Source organism: Bradyrhizobium sp. FW305-F6 (genome assembly GCF_058782905.1).
Map to the genome: position 1 here is coordinate 257128 of NZ_JBYSYD010000005.1, position 21313 is coordinate 278440.

The window sequence follows — 21313 nt, forward strand, 5'->3', positions numbered from 1 at the left end:
TGCCGTGGCGCCTCAATGCTTCTGGCCGTACAGCACCGGCACCGCCGAATCGACGACGACCTCGACGAGGCTGGTGCCATCGAACGCCATCCCGCGCCTCAGCGCCTCGTCGAGCTCGGCCGCCTTCGTCACCCGCACCGCATCGCATCCCACGCCTTCGGCGAGCCGTACGAAATCGATCCCCGGCAGCTCCAGCCCGGGCACGTTGCGCACCTGCATCACCTGGCTGAATGAGCGCATCGCGCCGTAGCCGGAATTGTTGATGACGACGACGGTCAGCGGCAGCTTGCGCTGCGCGGCGGTCCAGAGCGCCTGGATCGAATACATCGCCGAGCCGTCGCCGATCAGGCAAACCGTGCGCTGCTTCGGCTTGCCGAGCGCCATGCCGACGGCAGCCGGCAGGGAGTAGCCGAGGCCGCCGCTCGACATCGTGTAGAAACTATCCTGGCCCGGCATCGGCATGAACTTCTGCATCGCCGGCCGGTGCGAGGGCACTTCCTCGACCAGCGAGGCGCCCTCGGGCATCGCTCGCGACAGCGCGTGCAGAAGGAATTCCACCGGCAGCGGATCGGCCGCCTGCGGCGCTGGCGGCAACGTGCGGCCCTTCGGTGCCGCGCGCTTGCTTTCGGGCAAGAGGTCGAGCAGCAGGCTCAGCGCCGGCTTCATCGTCGCGATGATGCTGGTACCTGATGGCGTGACCGCGGCCGCGTCGGGGTCATCGGTGATCTGGAAGATGGTCGCGCCGCCGTCGAAGATCGCGGCGTGGCCTTCGACATGGAATGTGAACACCGGCGCGCCGATGACGACGACGAGATCGTGCGCGCGCAGCGCATCGGAGAGCTGCGCCGGCGAGGCATGCAGGAAGCCCGCGAATTGCGGATGCCGCTCGGGAAACGAGCAGCGCGCCGAGAACGGGCTGACCCAGACGCTCGCTTTCGCCTTCTCGGCGACGCGCACCATCAGTTCGACCGCGCCGGCGCGATCGATGCCGGGGCCGACCACGAGGGCCGGGTGCTTTGCCGCGCCGAGTGCCGCCGCCAGCGCTTTCATCGTATCAGGCTCGGGGCCGATCTCGCGACTCACCTTGCGCGCCTCGACCGGCGCACACGCATGCGCCCAGTCGTCGACCGGGATCGACACGAATGTGGGACCACAGGGCGGCTGCATCGCGGTGTAGTAGGCCCGCGCGATCGCGGCCGGCACATCCTCGGGCCGCGCCGGCTCGACGCTGTATTTGACATAGGGCCGCGGAAATTCGGAAGCCCGCTCGGCGTAGAGAAACGCCTGCAGCGGCAGGATCGAGCGCGCCTGCTGGCCCGCGGTGATCACCAGCGGTGTCTGGTTGCGGTGCGCGGTGTAGATGTTGCCGAGCGCGTTACCGACGCCGGCGGCCGAATGCAGATTGACGAAGCCGGCATTGCGCGTTGCCTGCGCATAGCCGTCGGCCATGCCGACCGCGGAGGCCTCCTGCAGCGCCAGCACGTAGTCGATGTCGTCGGGCCAGTCGCTGAGGAACGGCAGCTCGGTCGAGCCGGGATTGCCGAACACTTTGGTGATGCCGAACGATCGCAGCAGGTCGAGCGTCGCCTGCTTGACGGTGACGGACTTGCTGCCGGTCTTGCCGTTCTTGGCCATTGGTTTCCGTCCCTCTTCATTCCTCATCCTGAGGAGCGCGTCTTCGCGCGTCTCGAAGGATGAAGGCCCGGCGGGTGGCCTCGCCCTTCGAGACGCCGCTGCGCGGCTCCTCAGGGTGAGGGTCTAACAACGGTGGCTCACCACACCGCCGTGCCCTTCATCGTCGGCTGGCCCTCCGCGTTCGCGGTCCACAGCTCCATGCCTGCCTCTATCTCGTTGGCATTGACCGAGAACTCGCTGCCCTCGAACAGCGGCTGCAGCCCGCGATAGGTGAACTTCTTCGGCGCCTTGCCGCCGTGAAGCTTGGCCGCCATCTCGATGATCAGCGCCGCCTGCAGCGGGCCGTGGAAGATCAGGCCCGGATAGCCCTCGACCTTGGTGACGTAGTCGCGGTCGTAATGGATGCGGTGGCCGTTGAAGGTCAGCGCGGAGTAGCGGAACAGCAGCACGGGATCGGAGACGTGGGTCTCCCGGTGCTGCGCCTTCGGCGGCGGCGGCGGGGCCTTGGCGGTCGCAGGAGCACTGCTCGTCATCTCGCGGTAGACGATGTCCTGCCTCTCGCGGATGGCGGTGCCGCGCGGCGAGGAAATGCTGTGCTCGACCGAGACGAAACAGAGCGTGCCGGTCGAGCCTGTCTTCACCTGCACATCGGCGATGCGCGAGGTCCGCGTCGATTCATCCCCGACGCAAAGCGGCTGCAAGAACTCGATCTCGCCGCCGGCCCACATCCGGCGCGGCAGCGGCACCGGCGGCAGGAAGCCGCCGCGGGTCGGATGGCCGTCAGGACCGAGCATCGACATCGGAAACACCGGCTGCGCCAGGCACCAATGCACCGTGAACGGCGCGGCGTCGCCCTTCCTGGGCTCGCCGACCTCCTGGAACAGCGTCGCGCGCAGCCCCATCACGAGCTGCGCGGTGACGATGTCGGTCGCCTCCGTGCTGCGGCCGATCCATTGCCGCAAATGGTCGATGTCGAGCTTCTCGGTCATGACGCCTCGCTCTTGTTATGTCCGGGAGTTTGGTTTTTCGCCGATCGCGGGCACCGCGCCATAAGAGCGCGTCTCGCCGACGATGATCGGCGCCGGCGCGGGATAGCTGACGCGGCCGTTCGGCGTGTCGACCTCGATGCGGCGCAGATGCGGATGGTTGGTGAGGTCGGCCATGGTGTTGACCTCGGCAAAGGCGATGTCGGCATCCGACAGCCGCTTCAAGAGCTCGTTGCGCGTCATCCCGGCGAAGGCATCGGCCACCGTCGTGTCGGTGAAGTCGCGGTTGCGCACGCGCTCGACCATGTTGGCGACGCGGGGATCGGCAGGCAGGTCGGGCTGATCGAGCACATTCGCGCACAGAGTCTTCCATTCGCGCTCGCTCTGGATCGAGATCAGGATGTCCTTGCCGTCGCTCGAGGTGAACACGCCATAGGGCGCGATCGAGGGATGGCGCAAGCCCATGCGCTTGGGTGGATTGCCGGCTTCCGCGTTGAGCAGCGGCACGGTGCACCAGTCCGCCATCACGTCGAACATGGAGATGCGGATATCGGCACCCTTGCCGGTACGCCCGCGCCCGATCAGCGCCTCCAGGATCGCCGCATGCGCGGTGGCGCCGGTCGCAACGTCGACGATGGACATGCCGACCCGCGAGGCGCCGTCGGGATTGCCGGTGATCGAGGCGAGGCCGCTCTCGGCCTGGATCAGCAGGTCATAGGCCTTGCGGTGCGCGTAGGGACCCGTGTCGCCATAACCGGTGATGGTGCACGAGATCAGCTTGGGATAGTCCTTCAAGAGCCGTTCGCGCGAGAAGCCGAGCTTGTCCATCGAGCCGGGCTTGAGGTTCTGGATCAGCACGTCGGCACTGGCGATCAGCTTTTCCAGCTCAGCGCGGCCTTCGTTCGTGGTCAGATCGACCACCGCCGATTGCTTGCCGCGGTTGAGCCAGACGAAATAGCTGCTCTGGCCCTTGGCCGCCGCGTCGTAGCCGCGGGCGAAATCGCCCTCGGGCCGTTCGATCTTGATCACCTCCGCGCCGGCATCCGCCAGCCGCGACGAGCAGAACGGCGCCGCGACCGCCTGCTCGACCGCGATCACCCTGATCCCGTCAAGTGCTCCCATGGCCGCGACCTCAGTACGAGCGCGGCATGCCGAGCACGTGCTCGGCAACGAAGGAGAGCACGAGGTTGGTCGAGATCGGCGCCACCTGATAGAGCCGCGTCTCGCGGAACTTGCGCTCGACGTCGTACTCCTCGGCAAAGCCGAAGCCGCCATGGGTCTGGATGCAGGCATTTGCCGCTTCCCAGGACGCGTCGGCCGCCAGCATCTTGGCCATGTTGGCCTCGGCGCCGCAATCGAGCCCGGCCTCGTATTTGCGTGTGGCTTCCTTCACCATCAGCTCGGCCGCCCGCATCGAAGCATAGGCCTTGGCGATCGGGAACTGGATGCCCTGATTCTGGCCGATCGGCCGGCCGAACACGCTGCGCTCCTTGGCATAGTTCGTCGCTTTGGCGATGAACCACTTGGCGTCGCCGACACATTCGGCGGCGATCAGGATGCGCTCGGCATTCATGCCGGACAGGATGTAGCGGAAGCCCTTGCCTTCCTCGCCGATCAGGTTCTCCGCCGGCACCTTCATGTCGGTGAAGAACACTTCGGTGGTGGCGTGGTTCATCATGGTGCGGATCGGCCGGATCTCGAGGCCGTTGTTCTTGGCCTCGCGCATGTCGACGATGAAGACCGACAGGCCGTCGGTGCGCTTCTTGACCTGGTCCTTCGGCGTGGTGCGCGCCAGCAGCACCATCAGGTCGGAATGTTCGGCGCGGCTGGTCCAGATCTTCTGGCCGTTGACGATGTAGCTGTCGTTGCCGTCCTTGCGCGCGAAGGTCTTCAGCGAGGAGGTGTCGGTGCCGCTGGTCGGCTCGGTGACGCCGAACGCCTGCAGGCGCAGTTCGCCGCTCGCGATCTTCGGCAGGTACTTTGCCTTCTGCTCGGCATTGCCGTGCCTGAGCACCGTGCCCATCGTGTACATCTGGGCATGGCAGCCGCCGCCGTTGCAGCCCGCGCGCTGGATCTCTTCCAGGATCGCCGCGGCGGCCGAGAGCTTCAGGCCCGCGCCGCCATATTCCTCGGGGATCAGCACCGAGAGATAGCCGGCCTCGGTCAGCGCATCCACGAACGCCTTGGGATAGGCCATCTCGCGATCGAGTTTGCGCCAATATTCGCCGGGGAACTGCGCGCACAGCTTGGCGACGGCGTCGCGGATGTCGGCGTAATCTTCGGTGTGGTGATCTTCACTCATGGCGTTTCCCGTTGGTAGCGGCAGTTAAGATAACGCCGGCCGATCCCCAGGCGTTGTGAAAACAACGCCCTCCCCCTATGCTCATTTGTTATAGCGTATGGAGTAGCCTTCCAGGATTGGCAAGCATGGATTTCCGGCAGCTCAGGACCTTCAGTTGCGTGGCGGAGCTCGGCAGCCTGTCCAAGGCCTCCGACACGCTGCGCGTGGCGCAGCCGGCGCTGAGCCGGCAGATCAAGCTGCTGGAGCACGAGCTGCGCACCGAGCTGTTCACGCGCAACGGCCGCGGCATGGTGCTGACTGAGGCCGGGCGCCTGCTGCTGGCGCGCACCGCCGGCATCGTGCGGCAGATCGACCAGATCCGCGACGACATCCAGTCGTCCAAGGGGCCGCCGTCCGGGCAGGTCGTGCTCGGCCTGGTTCCGACCGTGAGCTGCGTGCTGTCGGCGCGCTTTGCGCGGCGTTGCGTCGAGACGTTTCCCGGCATCTCGCTGCGCATCGTCGAGAGCTACAGCGGCCATCTGGTCGAATGGCTGCATCGCGGCGAGATGGACCTCGCCATCCTCTATGGCCGCTCCGCCGATTTGCACCTCAACGTCCAGAGCCTCGGGCGCGACAACATCGTCGCGGTCGGCCCGCGCGGCTGCGGCCTGGCGCGCAAGAAGAGCGTCGATATCGGCTGGCTGCTGCGGCAACGCTTGGTGCTGCCTTCTCACTCGCACGGCCTTCGCGCGCTGATCGAGCACGCGGCCGCCCAACGTAAGATCAAGCTCGACGTCCAGCTCGAGGCGGATTCCTTCCGCGTGCTGACGAGCCTCGTTGAGGAGGGCCTCGGCTTCGCGCTGCTGCCGCCGTCCTCGGTCCACGGCGAGGTCGCGGACGGACGGCTGGAGACCACGCCCGTATCCAGGCCGATGACGCGCGAGCTCATCTTCGCTTCTCCAATCGACCGGCCGGTCTCGACGGCTTCGCTCGCCGTCACCGCCCTCCTGCGCGAGGAGGTCGCCGCCTGCCGCAAGGACGGCGTGTGGGACATCAAATTGAGTTAGACGGCGTGTGGTAGAACAGCCGGGCGCCATCGTGCCTTCGCATCTGGCGCGAGCTGTCATGCCGGAATTTTATAGCTGGGATGCCTGCCCTCATCCTGAGGAGCGCGCTCTTGCGTGCGTCTCGAAGGATGAAGGCCCGGCCGGTGGCCTCGCCCTTCGAGACGCCTGCTCCGCAGGCTCCTCAGGGTGAGGATGTAGAGATCAGTTGCCGGGGAAGCGTAATCAGCCCGCTATCCGCACCGGCAGCGTCTCATACCCCTTGATGAAGCTCGAATAGATCCGCTTGGGCTCGCCGACCACCTCGATACGGTCGAAGCGTTTCAGCATCTCCTCCCAAACGATCTTGAGCTGCAACTCGGCGAGGCGCATGCCGACGCAGCGGTGGATGCCGAAGCCGAAGGACAGGTGGGTCCGCGGGCGCGGTCGGTCGATGATGAACTCGTTGGGCCTGTCGAACATCTCCTCGTCGCGGTTGCCGGAGACGTACCACATCACGACGCGGTCGCCCTTGCGGATCGGCTTGCCGCCGATCTCGGTGTCCTGGAGCGCGGTGCGGCGCATATGCGCCAGTGGCGTCTGCCAGCGGATCACCTCGGGCACCATGGAGTCGATCATGGCAGGATTGGCGCGAAGCTTGTCGTACTGCTCGGGGTTCTCGTTCAGCGCCAGCACCGAGCCGGTCATGGTGTTGCGCGTGGTGTCGTTGCCGCCGACGATGAGCAGGATGATGTTGCCCATGAGATTGTCGGGGTCCATATGGCGGGTGGCCTCGTTGTGCGCCATCAGCGACAGCAGGTCGTTGCGCGGCGCGGAGTTGACGCGCTCGTTCCAGAGCTTCGACATGTAGGCATAGCACTCGTCCATCTCGCGGCGGCGCTCTTCGGCCGAGGCGACGATGCCGCTCTTGGGCAGCGCGGTCGAGACGTCGGACCAGCGCGTCAGCTTGCGTCGCTCCTCCCAGGGGAAGTCGAACAGCGTCGCCAGCATTTGCGTGGTCAGCTCGATCGAGACGCGTTCGACGAAATTGAAGGTCTCGTTGCGCGGCAGATTGTCCAGCACCGTCTGCGAGCGCTGGCGGATCAGCTTGGCCAGTTCGTCCAGATGCTGGGGCGTGAACATCGGCGAGACCGTCTTGCGCTGCGCCGAATGCCGGGGCTGGTCCATCGCGATGAAGCTCGGATAGTCGTAGCCCTCCGGCACGTCGCGGATCGAGATGCCGCCGAGCTTGGAGTCCGAGGAGAAGATGCCGTGATTGGTGTCGACATGCATGATGTCGTTGTACTTCACCACCGACCAATAAGGCTCGATCGGCGCGTTGGTGCAGTAGTGCACCGGCTCTTCCTTGCGCAGCCGCTCGAACCAGGGCCACAGCGTGTCGTCCTGGAACAGCCGTGGCGCGCCGGGGTGGAATTGCGCCAACGGCGTTGCATAGGCCTCCTCGCGGGCCCTGCGCATGCGTTCGGCCTTGTCCACTTTAACCGGCGCTTGGATGTTCATCGTGGTTGCTCCAGTTGTTGTCTCACCTCTCCCGCTTGCGGGAGAGGTCGCGCGAAGCGCGGGTGAGGGTTTTATCCTCTCGGGGGCTGTCCCGTTGCGGAGAGACCCTCTCCCCACCCCTCTCCCGCACGCGGGAGAGGGAACGCAGCGTCCCTGCCGTTATAGCTCAAACTCACGCCGCAATCTTCACCGGCAGCTCTTCCAGGCCCTTCACGAAGCTGGAATAGACCCGCCTGGGCTCGCCGACCACGTCAATATGGTCGAAACGCCTAAGAATCTCTTCCCAAATAATCTTGAGCTGGAGTTCGGCAAGCCGCAGGCCCACGCAGCGATGAATGCCGAAGCCGAAGGAGAGATGCGTGCGCGGGCGGGCGCGGTCGATGATGAACTCGTAGGGCTTCTCGATCACCTCCTCGTCGCGGTTGCCCGAGACGTACCACATCACGACCTTGTCACCCTTCCTGATCTGCTTGCCGCGGAACTCGAAGTCGGACAGCGCGGTGCGGCGCATATGCGCCAGCGGGGTCTGCCAGCGGATCACCTCCGGCACGAAGCTGTCGAGCAGAGCGGGGTTCTCGCGCAGCTTGCGATACTGTTCCGGATGCTGGCTCAGCGCGAGAAGCGAGCCCGACATGGTGTTGCGCGTGGTGTCGTTGCCGCCGACGATCAAAAGGATGAGATTGCCGAGGAAGTTCTTGGCGTCCATGTCGCGCGTCGCGGCGCTGTGCGCCATCATCGACAACAGGTCGCTCTTCGGCGGCTGGGCCATGCGCTCCTTCCAGAGCCGGGAGAAGTAAGCTGCGCATTCCGTCAGCTCGGCCATCCGCTCGTCCTCGGTCGCGACGAGGCCGTCGGGGCCCGGAATGGTGGTGGCGACGTCGGACCAGCGCGTCAGCTTGCGGCGGTCCTCCCAGGGAAAATCGAACAGCACCGCCAGCATCTGCGTCGTGAGTTCGATCGAGACGCGGTCGACCCAGTCGAACACCTCGCCGCGCGGCAGGTTGTCCAGGCACTCAGCGGAGCGCTCGCGGATGTTGATCGCGAGATTGTCGAGATGCGTCGGCGTGAACATCGGTGCCACGGTCTTGCGCTGGGCCGCGTGGCGGGGCGGGTCCATGGAGATGAAGCTCTCGCGGCGCAGGTCCGGATCGATGTCGCGGATGGTGATGCCGCCGAGTGCGGAGGCCGAGGAGAACACCGCGTGGTTGGTCTCGATCTCCATGATGTCGTTGTAGCGCGTCACCGACCAATACGGGCCGAACATGGAGTCCTTGCAATAGTGCACGGGGTCTTCCCGGCGCAGGCGATCGAAATAAGGCCAGAACGTATCGGTCCTGAACAATTCAGGGTCGCCCGGATCGAACTGCTCGAGCGGCAACGAATTGGCACGTGCGCGTAGCGCGTCGAGCTTGGACGCGTTTTCGATGGTCCCATGCATGACCACTCTCTCCCTGTACGTGAACCGCGCGTCGTTGAATTCTGCGCTACGGTATTTGATGCGCAATTACAGCCGGTTGTGTGCGCCGGGGCAAGGGAGAGTTTTGCCACATCCAACCCTTGCGAAAGGGAAATGAGCAGCCCGGATGAGCGAAGCGACATCCGGGAGTTTGCTCGCGTTCCCGGGTATCGCTCCCGCTCACCCGGGCTACAGGACTGGCCATGAACCTCCCGCGTGATCCTCCGCACATCGATTGTCGCGAAATCATGCCAAAAGCGGACCGGAATCGCGCTAAATCGAACCCGCCCATCTTGGGGACCGACTAACCTCTGATCTATAGTTTGCCCGGAACAAATTCGCATCCCGAGGTTGCCGTGAACAACATGCAGTGGGCCCCCATTGGCTCCGAACCTTTACCCCCGCCCCTGCCGCCGACGCGGGTCGACTTCTCCGGCAACCGTTCCGAGTTTCGCAAGCTGGTCACCAAGGGCGCCTTGCTGGAGCTCGTCACCTTCGGCTTCTACCGGTTCTGGCTCGTCACCGACATCCGCCGTCACCTGTGGACACACACCGCGATCGACGGCGATGCCGCCGAATATACCGGCCGGGCCAAGGAGCTTCTGGTCGGCTTCCTGTTCGCGCTCGCGATCCTGGTGCCGATCTATCTCGCCTATTTCCTGGTCGGCATCGAGTTCGAGCGCTGGCAGGGCTTTGCCTCGACGCCGCTGTTCCTCGCCTTCTACGCCTTCGGCCAGTTCGCGATCTTTCGCGCGCGGCGCTACCGCCTGACGCGCACGGTCTGGCGCGGCGTCCGCTTCTGGATGGACGGCTCGGGCTGGGCCTATTCCCTCCGCGCCGTGCTGTGGGGCCTGCTCGTGCTACTGACGCTCGGCCTGGCGCTGCCCTGGCGCGAGGCGGCGCTGGAACGCTACAAGATGCAGCACACCCATTACGGCGATCTGCGCGGCGATTTCGACGGCGACGGCTGGACCTTCTTCAAGCGCGGCTGGTGGCTGTGGCTGCTCAGCCCGGTTGCTATCGTCATCTTCCCGCTCGCCCCGTTCCTGTATGCCGAGTTCAAGGCGCGCCAATGGCGCTGGTGGCTCGACGGCATCCGCATCGGCGGCGTCAGCCTGTCCTCGCAATTGCCGCACGATGCGTTCTACGGCCTGTACTGGAAAGTGATCGGCTGGTGGACGCTGCTATCGGGCGCTTTCGGTGCCTATATGGTCGGTGCTACGATGCTCGTGCTCACGCTGAGCGGCCTTTCAGCGGAGGAGATGTTCGCGGGTGACAATGCCGGCAAGAGCATCCCCATGGTGGTCATGATGGTGATCGGGTATTTCGCGGTCGCCCTTGCCATCAACATCGTCATGCGCGTCTATCTCCAGCGCGATCTCTGGGCCAAGGTGCTGGAGACCGTCGAGGTGCACGACATCGCGGCTGCGGCGGATGTGCGCGGCAGCGGCCAGCTCGCCGGCGCGCTCGGCGAAGGTTTTGCCGACGGACTGGATGTTGCAGGATTTTGAGCCGTGAGTGAGTTGTCGACCGACGCTCCAACGCAGTCCGTCAAGCCGACGATCTTCTTCGACGGCGTCTCAAGCCGCAGGCGGCCGGTGACGCTGACCCTCGGCGATGCGCTCGAGATTTACGAAGAGGGCGGAACGCCCCTTCGGTGGCCCTATGCCGACATTCGCCGCGCCGACAGTCCGCCCGGAATCCTGCGTTTGGCTGCGACGTCCGCGCCGCCCTTGGCTCGGCTGGAAATCCGCGACGCGGCTCTCGCCGCCGACGTGACCGCCCATTGCATGCGCCTGGACGAGCATCGGACCACGCGCGGCGGTGTCGCCAGGATCGTCGGCTGGTCGGTGGCGGCGGCCGTCTCCATCGTCTGCGTCGTGCTGTTCGGCGTGCCGCTTGCCGCCGATCGTCTCGCGCCGCTGGTGCCGAAGCCGGTCGAGCGGCGCATCGGCGATGCCGCCGAAGTGCAGATGAAGACCCTCTTCGGCCGCAGCGTGTGCGAAGATCCCGCAGGCAAGGCCGCCTTCATCAAGCTCGTCAACCGGCTGCGCGATGCGGCCGGCCTCGACGACACCACCACGGCGGGCGTGCTGCCGACGTCTATACCGAACGCCTTCGCGCTGCCCGGCGGCAAGGTGTTCGTGCTGAAAGGCCTGCTCGACAAGGCCGAGAATCCCGACGAACTCGCCGGCATCCTCGCCCACGAGCTCGGCCATCTCAAGCATCACGACAACATGCGCGGCCTGATCTACAACGGCGGCACCTCGTTCCTGATCGGCCTGTTGTTCGGCGACGTCACCGGGTCCTCGGCCGTGATCTTCGCCTCGCGCAGCCTGGTCGAAGCCTCCTATTCGCGCGAAGCGGAGACGGACGCCGACACCTTCGCGATCGAGATCATGCACAAGCTCGGCCGCTCGCCCAAGCCCGCAGCCGAATTGATGTTCCGCATCACCGGCAAGGAGGGCGGTTCCGGTCTGACCAATATCCTCGCCAGTCACCCGCTTACCGAAGATCGCCTCGCCCGCATGACGAGGGAAGATCGTCCCGTCAGCGGCCCGCCGCTGCTGACCGACAAGGAGTGGCAGGCGCTGAAGGGGATCTGCCGCAGCGGTAAGGTGTGACCACCCACCCTCAGCGTGTCACTTCGCCGGGGCTTGAGGCGGATTCGACCCGGTGGTGACGTTCGGCGCCGTGTTCGCATCCTGGGTCGTGGTCTGGGGACCGAACTCGCGTCCATTGTAGAGGAAGACGGTCGCGACTACCGCAATCACGAAGAGGGCTCCGACCGCCCAGCCCACCGGGCTATTGCGGCGCGCACTGTCACTCCTGCGGTCGTCATTCTGATTGGTCATTGTTGCTCTCCATTGCAATGAGGAGAACCTCGCGCGCCGCAAGCTGTTCCAAGAGCCTGAGGCGGGAGCCGAACGAGCGGCCGCTGTGCCGCGAAATGCTACCTCGTTCCGTAGGCGCGGTCGCCGGCATCGCCGAGACCGGGCAGGATGAAGCCGTTCTCGTCGAGGCCCTCGTCCACCGCCGCGGTCCAGATCGGCACGTCCGGGTGGAAACCGCGCAGCCGTTCGAGCCCTTCCGGCGCGGCGATCAGGCAGGCGAGGCGGATGTCCCTGGCCCCGCGTTCCTTCAGCCGGTCGATGGCGGCGACGGCGGTGTTGGCCGTGGCCACCACCGGCGTCACCACGATCGCCAGCCGCTCGCCGAGATCGGACGGCGACTTGAAGAAGTATTCCACCGCGGCAAAGCTCTGCGGCTCGCGGTAGATCCCGATATGGGCAACGCGTGCGGTCGGCACCAGGTCCATCATGCCCTCGACGAAGGTGGTGCCGGCGCGCAGCATCGGCACGAACACCAGTTTCTTGCCGGCGAGCTTGGCCGAGTGCATCGTCGCCAGCGGCGTCTCGATGACGGTGTCGGTGAGCGGCAGATCGCGCGTCACCTCGTAACACAGGAGCATGCCGATCTCCTTCGTCAGTTCGCGAAAGGATTTGGTCGAGATGGACTTGTCCCGCACCAGCGTCAGCTTGTGCTGCACCAGTGGATGATCGACGATCGTGACGCCTTCCATGGGATGCTCTCTTCTTCCCTCCTCCCCTGGTGGGAGAAGGTGGCGCGAAGCGCCGGATGAGGGGTTGTCTCCGCGAACTCGAACTGAGAGATGGGCTCGCGGAGAGAACCCCTCACCCGGCTTCGCTGTCGCGAAGCCACCCTCTCCCACAAGGGGCGAGGGTCAGAACACCGTGCCGTCGCTGATCACCTTGAGCGGCGGCGAGCCATCGGGACGACGCGAAAATGCAATGGCGCGGCCTGCTGCCCAACTGCCGCCTTCCAAAATGCTCGCTAGCGGCAAGGTCTCCGGCGTGCGACCGAGCTTGGCGCGAACCAGTTCGGCAAGACGATCCAGCAGCGCCACCGTCAGCGCGCGCCACTCCACGACGAGCAGTGAATCCACCGCATGTGCGCGCTCGGCATCGGCAGCATCGCGCAGGCGCAGCACGTCGTGATCGACGAACAGGCCGCCATTGCGGTATTCGGCGAGCCCGGTCAGGCCGTCGATGTCGGTGACGGCAAAGCCGGCGCGCTGCAGCGGCTCGATCAGCGAATAGCTCAGCCATTGCGACAGCTTGTGCAGCGGCACGAGGCCCGCGGTCGCATCGTCGGCCTTGATCGCCGGATGACGCCAGCAATCGCCGAGAGGAATCCCTGCGAGCTCGAGCCGTGAGGGCCAGATCGGTCCGAGCTGGTCCAGCACCGCCGACAGGATTGCGGGCGCGGCGATGACATCGCCATCCGCCTGCGCCGCGATGTGATCGAACAAGCCGCCGGGCCGCGGCGTGTCATTCGCGCCGAAGATCTCCGGCCGCGCAGCGACCAGCCGGCCTAGACGCTGCAGCAGATCGGTGCGCCCGTCGAGGCCGAGCAGCGGATTGGCGTCGGTCACCTGAAAAGATGTACTCAGCGCAGCGGGCGGCAGCTTTGCGAGCACTTCCGCGTCGGCCCTGAATGGCATGTGCGTATCGCGCGAGAAGAGCCCGTTCGCGAACATGTCGAGGCTCGCGATCGCAAGCCCTTCCGAGCGGCCGATGGCCTGTCCCGTCGCCGCATCGCGGTATCGCCACGCCGCACCTGCACCGGCATCGAGCAGCACGCTGACGATGGCGAGGTCGAACTCCGCGCGCGCCCGCGCCGCGCGGTCCGGCCAGGATGCAGCGTCGGCAAGCCGCGCCCAGCGGTCGACGCCGCCAAGCACGAAATGCCGCCACCGCGCGTGGAAGGGGATATCGAGCGCCGGGTAGGCCTTGCGTGTCACCGCAAGTACGGCCTCCGCGACGCCGTCGATGCGGCCGAGATCAACCGTGAAATGAGTGAGTGCGCCGGCGAGGCCGATCTCGAGCATCTGCTCCGCCCGCGCGCGCACCGCGCTTGCGGCGAGCAGCGAGCGGGCTTGTCGTTCCGAAGCGTCCGCCATCGCGATCAATATTTTTCCAGCGAACGCCCGACCACGCCGTTCACGTCCTTTTCCGGCGCGATGTCGGTGGAGTAATAGCCGGCTGCCTTCTTCGCGGCGATCTCGACATGGGCATCGGCGGGAATCAGCTCCAGCGGGATCGGCACGCGCTCGACGATGTCGATGCCTTGCGAGGTCAGCGCGTCGTATTTCATGTCGCTCATCGACAGGAAGCGGTCGATGCGCTTGAGGCCAAGCCAATGGATCGTATCCGGCATCAATTGCTGGAAGCGCGCGTCCTGGACGCCGGCGACGCATTCGGTGCGCTCGAAATAGGCGGCGGCGGCATCGCCATCCTCCTGCCGCTTGCGCGCATTGTAGACCAGGAATTTGGTGACCTCGCCGAGCGCGCGGCCTTCCTTGCGGTTGTAGACCACGAGCCCGAGCCCACCTTCCTGTGCGCCGCGCGCGGATTCCTCGATGCCGTGGATCAGATAGGGCCGGCAGGTGCAGATATCGGAGCCGAACACGTCGGAGCCGTTGCACTCGTCATGCACGCGGCAGGTGATCCTGGTGCGATGATCAGGCAGTTTCGTCACGTCGCCGAACAGATAGACCGTGGTACCGCCGATCGGCGGCAGGAACACCTTCATGTCCGGCCGCGTCACCAGCTCGGGAAACATGCCCGCGGTCTGCTCGAACAGCGTGCGCCGCAGCTCGGTCTCGCCGGTGCCGAAGCGCGCCGCAAGGCCCGGCAGGTACCAGACCGGATCGATCGCGATCTTCACCACGGACACGCTGCCATTGGCGTGCACGACCTCGCCGTCGGCGCGCAACCGCTTTGCGGCGAGTGCTTCGCGGATCTCCGGCAGGTCGAGCCGCGCCCGCGTCACCGCGATGCTCGGGCGGATGTCGGCGCCCTCGGCGATCTCCTGGCGGAAGTCTTCCGCGACGAGGTGCCCCCAGGGATCGAGCGCGACGATCTTGGCGGGATCGCGCCATTGCTCGAACGGGCCGATGGTCGCGGCCGGAAAGGTGTTGGTGAGGTCGGGCCTGCGAATCGGATCGAGCGCGCCGGCGGACACTGCGAGCGCGCGGTACATTGCGTAGGACCCGCCGTGGCTGCCGATCACGTTGCGATCACCAGTGCGCGACACCGTGCCGATGATGGGCCCGCGGGCGCGGGCATCCGCCGCGCCCCAATGGATCGGGAAGGCGGAGGTCCGGCCCGGCTCCGGATGGGAGGTCAGGCGGATGTGGTCGGTACGGTTCGCGCGGCTCATGTCCAGGCTCCCAAAAAGCCAACGGCCCGCCGCTCGGACGGGCCTGGCTCGCTTGCGTCGCCGAACCGGCGGCGCAAACTCAATCCAACATATTGTAGCGGCCGACGACGACAGACAAGTTAATCGTGGAGGGGCGCTTGGGTGCCGCATTGCGGTCGTCGCGGCGGCGCGTCTTGAGCGCGTGCGCTCATACACCGGCCCATCTCGGCCTGCGCGGCCAGTTCAAGAGATTGAAATATTGTCGGTTCTCGTGCTTTCAAGGGGGCGATTGGTTTGGCCGTGCGGACGGCGAGGTCCGTAAGCACCGCCCCTTGCCCGGAGACTGCCATGCGCGCCGCCAGCTATGTCGACCCCCGCAACGGACGGCTCTACCCGCTCGACCAGCCGCGCTGGTGCTCGGACGAGCGAACGCCGCTGCTGGTGACGCCGGGGGCCGGAATCTCGCGCGACGATGTCGACACGCGCACGCGCTCGCTGTGGCGCTACCGGGCGGCGCTGCCGGTCGAGATCATGAACCCGATCACGCTCGGCGAAGGCTGCACGCCGCTGGTGCAGCAGGGCTGGGGCGAGCTGCGCCCGCTGTTCAAGCTCGAATGGTTCAACCCGACCGGCAGCTTCAAGGATCGCGGCTCTGCGGTGATGCTGTCCTACCTGCGCCAGATCGGTATCTCGGCCATTCTGGAGGACTCTTCCGGCAATGGCGGCTCGTCGATGGCGGGGTTGGGTGCGGCCGGCGGCATGGGCGTGAAGATCCTTGCGCCCGCCTCGACCTCGCCGGCCAAGATCGCGCAGGTCCGCGCTTACGGCGCCACGGTGCAGCTCGTCGAAGGCCCGCGCGAGGAATCCGAAGCCGAGGCCATCCGCCAGTCGAGCCAGACCTTCTATGCCAGCCACAATTGGCAGCCGTTCTTTCTCGAGGGCACCAAATCACTGGCCTACGAGATCTGGGAAGATCTTGGTTTTCGCGCGCCCGACAACGTCATCGTTCCCGTCGGTGCCGGCAGCAGCCTGCTCGGCTGCGCCTTCGGCTTCCGCGAGCTGTTGAAGGCCGGGCAGATAGCGAAGCTGCCGCGCCTGTTCGCTGCGCAGCCGCAAAACTGCTCGCCGATCGATGCGAGTTTTCAGGCCGGTGTCGATACGCCCGTCGCGCGCGAGGTGAGCAAGACCATCGCCGAGGGCACCGCGATCAAGAACCCTTTGCGCCTGCGCGAGATCATCGGTGCCTTGCGGGAAAGCGGCGGCGGCACCATCGCGCTCACGGAGCAGGAGATCGTCACCGCCTTGCGCCGCCTCGCGCATCAGGGCCTGTTTGCCGAGCCGACCTCGGCCAGCGCAGCGGCGGCGCTGGACAAGCTCGCGGCGGCAGGATCGATCAAGCCGAACGAGACCACGGTCGCGGTCGTCACCGGCACCGGCTTGAAGGCGGCGACGACGGTGGCTGATCTGGTGCAATAGGTCGGAGCGGGCGCCGTGCCTACCCTTCCCTGGAGGGCCCCTCCAGAGGAGGGTAAGCGCCCGCCAGCACCTTCCACTGGAACAACGGCGAGTCCTTTGGCGGTGACAATTCCGGCGTCCAGCCGGTGAGCTTTTCAATCGCGTAGGTGTCCATCACGAGGCCGCGCCAGCGGCGCTCGGCTTGGCCGAGCCGCTCGCGCGTCGCCGGGATATGCTCCCACAATGGTGAACGATCATCCGGCTCGCGGCCGACATAGATGCCGGCGTGACCCCTGATCCTGTCCATGCCGGGATCGGCGAAATCCTGGAAGCGGCCGCGTTCGTTGATCTCGATCACGGGCACGCGGCCGCGGAATAGCCAGCGCATCATGGCGTAGGTACGGTAGTCGGTGGTGGCGATCCAGGTCGCACCCGTTTCGTCGAGCGCCGCCTGCGCGCGCGCGGCGACCTGGTCATAGCCGGCCTCCGCGCCGATCGGATCGATCTTGCCAAGGAAATTCCAGGGCGCGGCGACGTAATAGAGAAACACGATCACGACGAAGGCGATGCCCGAGACGATCGCCGTCTTGGCCCAGAACAGCGACGATCTGAGCATCCGGGCCGACCATCCCTCCTTCGTCATGATGGCGAGGTTCACGGCAGTAGCCGCGAAACCGACTGGCCACATGAACATCGGCCAGGTGTCGCCGACCCGCAGTGTCAGCGACTTGAAGAAGAAATAGAGGAACGGCACCAGTACCGCAGTCGACAGCAGGATCGCGACCGGCTCGCGCCTGCGATAGCCGCGCCACGCCGTCATCACCAATCCCGACAACACCACCGGCAGCATGACGAACCCGACCAGGCCGAATTGCAGGCCGATGTAATCGCCGATCGTGCGCAGCGAGATGCCGTAATTGGCAGTGGCGCGCACGCCCTGGAATCGGAACGAGGCCCAGTCATGCTGCGCGTTCCAGATCAGCACGGGCGAAAACACCAGGGTCGCGACCAGCACCGCGAGATAGGGGTAAGGACTGCGCAGCCAACGCCAGCGCCAATCCGGCACCAGCAGGAAGGCGGCAACTGCCGGCGCGAACATGATCGCGGTAAATTTCGACAGCATCGCGAGGCCTGCGAACAAGCCGGCCGCGAGCCACCAGCGGCCGTCGCCGCCTTGCGCGAGCCGCACCAGCGACCACACCATGGCCGTTGCGAAGGGGATCATCGCGACATCGGGCGCGACCTTGGCCATCAGCAAGCCGTAATAGAGCGCGGCCTCCGGCATCAGCACCGCGAGCACGACCGCGCGCGCATCATGCGTAAGGCGACGGACGATGTCGGCGAGCAGCAGCTGCGTCACCAGCATCGCGACGATGCCACCGAAGCGGACCCCGAGCGCGGTATCGCCGAAGATCGCGGTACCGATACGGATCAGCCAGGCGATGCCCGGCGGATGATCGAGGTAGCTGAGCGCCGCTTCCTGCGACCACGTCCAGTAATAGGCCTCATCCGTGCGCAGATCGATCGCGGAGGCGTAGACGATGCGCAGCAACGTCATCGCGGCGACGACGAGCACCGCAACAAGGAGGAGCCGGCGTTCGGCGCCGTCGGGCTTCGCAGAGATGTCGGCAGCGATCGTCACGCCGGCGCTTTTCCCCAAACTGGGAGGGGGAGTCAATGTGGGGATCGTGACGCAACAGCGCTGTCGTCCCGGATCGGCGCGCGCCTAGGGGCGCCCTTGTCCGGGACGATAGCGGAGTGTCAGGCGCCTTCCCGGGCAGGTACCTCCGCAACCTGTCCACATCGGGAATCGAACGCTGGGCTGGCCGTTCTCTTTCATGAACTGATACAATCGAATCATGGCCGCCGCTCCGATCCAGATGTCCGTCGTCCGCGCCACCGGCATGCGGCAGGTGCGACTCATCTGCGGTATCATCCTGTTCGCATACGTGGTCAGCCATTTCCTCAACCATGCGCTCGGCAACATCTCGGTCGAGGCCATGGAGGCGGGGGTCATCTACCACACCCTGTTCTGGCAGTTCCTGCCGGTCTCGATCGTGTTCTACGCGGCTGCGCTGACCCATATGAGCCTCGGCATCTATGCGCTGTATCAGCGCCGCCAGTTCCGCTGGCGGGCGATCGAGCCGCTTCAGCTGGTGCTGGGGTTGAGCATCCCCGCTCTGGTCATGGGACACGTGATCGGGGTGAGGCTCGGCTACACGCTGTACGGACACGAGAAGCTCTATCCGCAGGAGCTTTACTTGTTCTTCGTCGTAGCGCCCGGCGTGCTGTGGCAGATGACGATCCTGCTCCTCATCGCCTGGGTGCACGGCTGCATCGGGATTTATTTCTGGCTCCGCCTCAAGCCGTTCTTCCCGCGCGCAGCCCCTTATCTGTTGGCGGCCGCAGTCCTCGTTCCGACATTGTCCCTGCTCGGCATCTACCAGGGCGGCCGCAGCATCGAGATCGAGAGCGACGATCGGGATTGGCGTACGCAAAATCTCGGCCGCCGCCAGGTCGGCACGGTCGCGGAAAACAATACGCTCGACCGTATCGCCGGTGGTCTCACCATGGGATATTTCGGACTGCTGGGGCTGGTGCTGGCGGCGCGCGGCGTCCGGGCCTGGCGCGAACGGCGTGGCGGCATGATCGCGCTGTCCTACGGCAACGGCAAGACGGTGCGGGTCCCCAAGGGCCTCTCCGTGCTGGAAGCAAGCCTGCGCCACAATGTGCCGCATGCCAGCGTCTGCGGCGGCCGCGCCCGCTGCTCGACCTGCCGCATCCGCGTCATCGGCGATCATGACGCGCTGCCGACGCCGTCACAGCGTGAAGCCTTCGTTCTCACCCGCGTCGGCACTGCCGATCCGTCGATCCGGCTGGCCTGCCAACTGCGGCCGACCTCCGACCTCTCCTTCTTCCAGCTCTTCACGCCTCACATGCATGCGGCGGACGGAGCCTCGACATCGGCCGCGATCGGCCAGGAGCGCTATCTCGTCAGCCTGTTCGTGGACATGCGCGGTTCGACCCAGCTGGCGGAAAAGCGGCTGCCGTTCGACACGGTTTTCATCGTCAACCGCTTCCTCGGCGCGGTGTCGCAGGCGGTGATCGAGAACGACGGCCAGCCGAACCAGTTCGTCGGCGACGGCATGCTGGCGCTGTTCGGGTTGTCTGCGGATCCGCAAACAGCCTGCCGGCAGGCGCTGAAGGCCGCCTCGGGAATCGCGGCCCATATCGACCAGCTCAACGAACTCCTGAGCCACGATCTGCGGCAGCCGATCCGCTTCGGCATCGGCATTCACGGCGGCGAAGTCATCATCGGCGACATCGGCTATCGCGATCACGTCGTCTTCACCGCGCTCGGCGATGCCGTCAACGTCGCCGCCCGCCTCCAGGACATGACGAAGACGCTGGCCTGCGAAGCCGTCGTCTCGGAGGAAGTGCACCACACCGCCGGCCTTGCCGACGATGCCCTGCCGCATCAGGAGGTCGCCATCCGCGGCCGCGACGAGCCGCTTGCCGTGCGCGTGGTGGCGGACGCGCGGGAGCTGGCGGCGCTGGTCGAGAGCAGCGAGCGCGTTGCGGCATAGGTGTCACGCAGGAACCCGGCCCGACGCGCGCGGGTCAACTGACCGCGAAACGGGCAAAACCGGCAAGAACGCCGCGAAGTTGAGCGGAATTCGGCGAAATGCCGATGTGGTTTGCGCTACCAAGCCCGCCACATTCCGCGTATCCTGTTAGGACCGAACCGGCCGGTTGGCGGGGACTGGCGGCTCGGAGATTTCGGAGGAAGACCCGCGGAGAAGTCGTGATGGCTAAAGGTACGGTCAAGTGGTTCAACCCGACGAAGGGTTATGGATTTATCCAGCCTGCGTCGGGGGGCAAGGATGTGTTCGTGCATATCTCGGCAGTGCAGAAGGCCGGTCTGTCGACGCTGAACGAAGGACAGACGGTGGAATACGAAGAGATCGCAAACCGGGGCAAGACCTCCGCAGAGAACCTCAAAGTATAAGCCCGCGCCAGCCTTTGCTGCCTCCCGGACCTGTCCGGGAGCGGGGCCAAGAAAATTTCAGAAGATGGCCAGTGCACTCGACGACAGGCGTTGCGATTGCACGAGGATAGCTATTTTCCCTTTGAAGACCGCTCATTCAACGCCACGGCAATGACAATCGCGACGGCACGTCGTCAGCCCACCGGCAACGGTGCGTCGCGCTTGATCTCCTCCATCACCGCATAGGTCCGCGTCTCGCGCACGCCCGGCATCGACAGCAGGGTCTCGCCGAGAAAGCGTCGATACGCGGCCATGTCCGCAAGCCGCGCCTTCACAAGATAGTCGAAGCCGCCGGCAACCATGTGACACTCCAGCACTTCGGGGGCGAGCTTCACCGCGCGGGCAAAGCGCTCGAAATTGTCGGGCGTGGTCTTGTCGAGCAGCACCTCGACGAACACCAGCAGGCCAAGGCCAAGCCGGTGGGGGTTGAGCCGCGCGCCATAGCCTTCGACGAACCCCTCGCGCTGCAGGCGCTTCAGCCGCTCGCCGATCGAGGTCGGCGACAACCCGATGCGCTCGGCGAGCTCGACATTGGCGATGCGGCCATCCTCCTGGAGGATAGAGAGGATTCTCCGGTCTATTCGATCCAGTTCCATATCTTATCTAACCGAATGCCCAAGATACTTCATTTTCTAAGGCAAAAAGGCTAAATTGTCTATCGAA

At 65.6% G+C, this 21313-nt stretch carries 18 protein-coding genes; 6 read left to right on the forward strand and 12 right to left on the reverse strand.

The genetic code is table 11. The annotated features are described in order from the left end of the window. Positions 1–12: 12 nt before the first annotated feature. The 4 genes from mdlC to AC3WLX_RS29320 form a co-directional block, all read right to left on the reverse strand. Positions 13–1635: a benzoylformate decarboxylase gene (mdlC, locus tag AC3WLX_RS29305; protein ID WP_492338602.1), complete on the reverse strand. Its 1623-nt coding sequence runs from the start codon at positions 1633–1635 to the stop codon at positions 13–15. Between the two features lie 137 nt (positions 1636–1772). Beyond that, positions 1773–2624 carry an HTD2 family dehydratase gene (locus tag AC3WLX_RS29310; protein WP_492338603.1) on the reverse strand — a complete coding sequence of 284 codons (852 nt, stop codon included), beginning with the start codon at positions 2622–2624 and terminating at the stop codon, positions 1773–1775. A 15-nt stretch (positions 2625–2639) separates the two neighbouring features. Then, positions 2640–3743, reverse strand: a complete 1104-nt coding sequence (locus AC3WLX_RS29315; RefSeq protein ID WP_492338604.1) for a CaiB/BaiF CoA transferase family protein — start codon at positions 3741–3743, stop codon at positions 2640–2642. A 10-nt stretch (positions 3744–3753) separates the two neighbouring features. Next, on the reverse strand, positions 3754–4923 hold the full coding sequence (locus AC3WLX_RS29320) for an acyl-CoA dehydrogenase family protein (RefSeq protein ID WP_291619147.1): 1170 nt from the start codon (positions 4921–4923) through the stop codon (positions 3754–3756). A 125-nt stretch (positions 4924–5048) separates the two neighbouring features. On the opposite strand from AC3WLX_RS29320, the gene AC3WLX_RS29325 reads away from it, so the two are divergent. Continuing rightward, positions 5049–5969 (forward strand): LysR family transcriptional regulator, encoded by a 921-nt coding sequence (locus AC3WLX_RS29325; RefSeq protein WP_492338605.1) that lies wholly within the window; start codon positions 5049–5051, stop codon positions 5967–5969. Between the two features lie 222 nt (positions 5970–6191). Here AC3WLX_RS29325 and AC3WLX_RS29330 read toward each other — a convergent pair whose 3' ends face one another. Together AC3WLX_RS29330 and AC3WLX_RS29335 are read right to left on the reverse strand one after the other, a co-directional pair. Then, on the reverse strand, positions 6192–7466 hold the full coding sequence (locus AC3WLX_RS29330) for a cytochrome P450 (protein ID WP_492338606.1): 1275 nt from the start codon (positions 7464–7466) through the stop codon (positions 6192–6194). A 172-nt stretch (positions 7467–7638) separates the two neighbouring features. Further along, positions 7639–8904: a cytochrome P450 gene (locus tag AC3WLX_RS29335; RefSeq protein ID WP_492338607.1), complete on the reverse strand. Its 1266-nt coding sequence runs from the start codon at positions 8902–8904 to the stop codon at positions 7639–7641. A 383-nt stretch (positions 8905–9287) separates the two neighbouring features. On the opposite strand from AC3WLX_RS29335, the gene AC3WLX_RS29340 reads away from it, so the two are divergent. Continuing rightward, complete coding sequence (locus AC3WLX_RS29340) at positions 9288–10433, forward strand: DUF898 family protein (protein WP_492338705.1); 1146 nt, start codon at positions 9288–9290, stop codon at positions 10431–10433. Between the two features lie 3 nt (positions 10434–10436). Further along, a complete protein-coding gene (locus AC3WLX_RS29345) occupies positions 10437–11546 on the forward strand; it encodes a M48 family metallopeptidase (RefSeq protein WP_492338608.1) in 1110 nt (369 codons plus the stop codon). Positions 11547–11564: 18 nt separating this feature from the next. Here AC3WLX_RS29345 and AC3WLX_RS29350 read toward each other — a convergent pair whose 3' ends face one another. The 4 genes from AC3WLX_RS29350 to AC3WLX_RS29365 all read right to left on the reverse strand — a co-directional run bounded on the left by AC3WLX_RS29350 (position 11565) and on the right by AC3WLX_RS29365 (position 15168). Continuing rightward, positions 11565–11777 carry a hypothetical protein gene (locus tag AC3WLX_RS29350; RefSeq protein WP_291619157.1) on the reverse strand — a complete coding sequence of 71 codons (213 nt, stop codon included), beginning with the start codon at positions 11775–11777 and terminating at the stop codon, positions 11565–11567. A 98-nt stretch (positions 11778–11875) separates the two neighbouring features. Then, positions 11876–12505 carry a uracil phosphoribosyltransferase gene (gene upp / locus AC3WLX_RS29355; protein ID WP_291619159.1) on the reverse strand — a complete coding sequence of 210 codons (630 nt, stop codon included), beginning with the start codon at positions 12503–12505 and terminating at the stop codon, positions 11876–11878. Between the two features lie 162 nt (positions 12506–12667). Beyond that, on the reverse strand, positions 12668–13906 hold the full coding sequence (locus tag AC3WLX_RS29360; RefSeq protein WP_492338609.1) for a URC4/urg3 family protein: 1239 nt from the start codon (positions 13904–13906) through the stop codon (positions 12668–12670). 5 nt (positions 13907–13911) lie between these two features. Further along, positions 13912–15168, reverse strand: coding sequence for a GTP cyclohydrolase II (locus tag AC3WLX_RS29365; protein ID WP_492338610.1), 1257 nt, complete (start codon positions 15166–15168; stop codon positions 13912–13914). Between the two features lie 327 nt (positions 15169–15495). Here AC3WLX_RS29365 and AC3WLX_RS29370 point away from each other — a divergent pair, with 327 nt between their 5' ends. After that, entirely contained in the window at positions 15496–16623 is a 1128-nt protein-coding gene (locus tag AC3WLX_RS29370) for a threonine synthase (RefSeq protein WP_492338611.1), read from the forward strand. 19 nt (positions 16624–16642) lie between these two features. On the opposite strand, the gene AC3WLX_RS29375 is transcribed toward AC3WLX_RS29370, so the two are convergent. Beyond that, entirely contained in the window at positions 16643–18160 is a 1518-nt protein-coding gene (locus tag AC3WLX_RS29375; RefSeq protein WP_492338706.1) for a glycosyltransferase family 39 protein, read from the reverse strand. A gap of 301 nt (positions 18161–18461) precedes the next feature. Here AC3WLX_RS29375 and AC3WLX_RS29380 point away from each other — a divergent pair, with 301 nt between their 5' ends. Further along, entirely contained in the window at positions 18462–20189 is a 1728-nt protein-coding gene (locus tag AC3WLX_RS29380) for an adenylate/guanylate cyclase domain-containing protein (RefSeq protein WP_492338612.1), read from the forward strand. A gap of 221 nt (positions 20190–20410) precedes the next feature. After that, positions 20411–20611 carry a cold-shock protein gene (locus AC3WLX_RS29385; protein ID WP_008563500.1) on the forward strand — a complete coding sequence of 67 codons (201 nt, stop codon included), beginning with the start codon at positions 20411–20413 and terminating at the stop codon, positions 20609–20611. Positions 20612–20784: 173 nt separating this feature from the next. On the opposite strand, the gene AC3WLX_RS29390 is transcribed toward AC3WLX_RS29385, so the two are convergent. Continuing rightward, complete coding sequence (locus AC3WLX_RS29390) at positions 20785–21246, reverse strand: Lrp/AsnC ligand binding domain-containing protein (RefSeq protein WP_028182007.1); 462 nt, start codon at positions 21244–21246, stop codon at positions 20785–20787. Between the last annotated feature and the right edge of the window lie 67 nt (positions 21247–21313).